At 69.5% G+C, this 1,873-nt stretch carries 4 protein-coding genes; all 4 read left to right on the top strand.

The features are described 5' to 3' along the window. On the top strand, positions 1–198 hold a 198-nt coding region (locus tag B5G43_RS17450; protein WP_158097460.1), incomplete at its 5' end, for a hypothetical protein. Positions 199–212: 14 nt separating this feature from the next. Beyond that, entirely contained in the window at positions 213–683 is a 471-nt protein-coding gene (locus B5G43_RS18085) for a carbohydrate-binding protein (protein WP_087263365.1), read from the top strand. Continuing rightward, positions 680–913, top strand: a complete 234-nt coding sequence (locus B5G43_RS16825) for a hypothetical protein (protein ID WP_087263363.1) — start codon at positions 680–682, stop codon at positions 911–913. The genes B5G43_RS18085 and B5G43_RS16825 overlap by 4 nt, the downstream gene beginning before the upstream one ends. Next, the coding region (locus B5G43_RS16820) for a sigma-70 family RNA polymerase sigma factor (RefSeq protein WP_087263361.1) at positions 894–1,873 on the top strand (980 nt) is incomplete at its 3' end. The genes B5G43_RS16825 and B5G43_RS16820, both read left to right, overlap by 20 nt.

The raw sequence follows: 1,873 nt of genomic DNA, 5'->3' as shown, positions 1-1,873 counted from the left end.
GGCAAGCTGACCATCCCCCAGGAGCGGCACGGCCGGCGCTCGGCGGCCTTCGGCTACCAGCTGCGCCACAAGGTGGAGGGGACGCTGGTCACCAACACCTGGGCGGTGCTGGGCACCGCCGTGTCCTGGCCCGGGGACAACACCATCGTGCTGGAGAGTGAGGACGCCTACGACGGCGAGATCACCTTTTTCGGATAAGATTGGAGGCAGCTATGAGAGCAACACAGATCCGGCGGGGCTTTATCACCTACGAGATGGACGAGGAGGACTACCGCCGCCAGGCCGCGGAGCGCCTGGCCGCACTCCAGGCCCAGACCCTGGACGACACGGCGGCGGTGCAGGTGGCGGGGCTCTATCCCCGCTGGGCGGCGGGGGTGACCTACGCCAAAGACGCCCGTATCACCGACGGCAAGGGCAACCTCTACAAGGTGGTCCAGAGCCACACCAGCCAGGCCGACTGGCCCATCGACGCCACCCCCGCCCTCTATACCGCCCTGGGCGTCACCGAGGAGGACCCGGATGCCGTCCCCGCGTGGAAGCAGCCCACCGGCGCCCATGATGCCTACCACCGGGGGGACCGGGTGGTCTACCAGGGACAGATCTATGAGTCCCTCCTGGACGGCAATACCTACGCCCCCGACGTGTACCCCGCCGGCTGGGCGGCGGTGGAGCGGGCCAAATGAGCACCCTGCGGGAGCTGGCCGGGGCGTACCTGGAGGCGGCGGCAGCGCTGAAGCTGGCCATCCAAGACCAGGAGAAAAGCCTGGACGCCCTCCCGGGCGGGCAGCGCCGGGCGGCGGAGCGGGACCTGGCCCTTTTAAGGCAGATGCTCCGGGAGACGAGGGAGGTCGGGGACCTTGTGCGGCATTACTACGACCCGGCCTACTGGCGGGATGAGCGGTACATCTGCTGAGAACGAGTACCGGGCGGACCTGGCCCGGCTCCGGGAGAAGGAAGCGGCCCTCCTCACCCAGCTGGAGGGGAGCCCCGCTGCGCCCTACCGGCTCCGGTACGAGCTGGAGCTGGTGCGGGAGATGATCCGGGACACCCGGGCGGCCCTGCGGCGGCTCAGGCCATCCCGGCCACGGACCAGGCGGTACAGCCTGGACGGCCAGACCTGGCAGTGGCTGGAGAAACAGACCTGGGAGCAGCTGGAGTCCATGGACCGGGACAACCGCGCCCGCCTGGAGTGGATGCGGGCCGTGGTGGACGACGGCACCGGTGAGATGACGGAGCGCCAGCGGCAGGTGTTCGGCATGGTCTACCGGGACGGGAAGAAGGTCAAGGACGTGGCGGAAGAGCTGGGGGTGGACCCGTCTACCATCTCCCGCACCGCCCGCCGGGCGGTGGAGAAGCTGCGGCGGTATGCCGAGGGACGGGAGCTGGTGCGCACCTGCACCCGGGGGGACGGCTCCATCGACCTCCGCCGGGTGGTGGAGGAGACGGCTCTCATCACCCCACGTCAGCGGCAGGTGCTGCTCCTCACCCTGGACGGGTACAGCCGGGGGAGGGTGGCCGCCACCCTGGGCGTGGACCCCACCACCGCCGGGCGGACCCTGCGGCGGGGGGAGAAGCGGCTCAAGAAGCTGACCCACTACCTGAACTCCGCCGAGCTGCGGGCTATCCGCAACCGGAAGCTGAAGGCCGACGCCCTGGACTGGCGCACCAGCTGCAAAGAGCTGTCGGTCAAATACGGGGTGAGCCTGTGGGTGGTCTACAAGCTCACCGCCGGGACGCGCCGCTGGGAGGGCATGACCGCCCTCCAGTACGACGTGTGGAAGCGCCGCCAGGCGGGTGAGAGCCCCAAGGCCATCGCCCAGGCCCTGGGGATGGACGTGAGGAATGTGTATCAGGCTCTGGCGAGGGCAAAAAA

It is taken from the genome of Flavonifractor sp. An92, from assembly GCF_002159175.1.
In the GTDB taxonomy this organism is placed as follows: Bacteria; Bacillota; Clostridia; order Oscillospirales; family Oscillospiraceae; genus Pseudoflavonifractor_A.
Note: the sequence above shows the minus strand (reverse complement) of the source record. Positions and strands in the feature narration are given on the sequence as shown.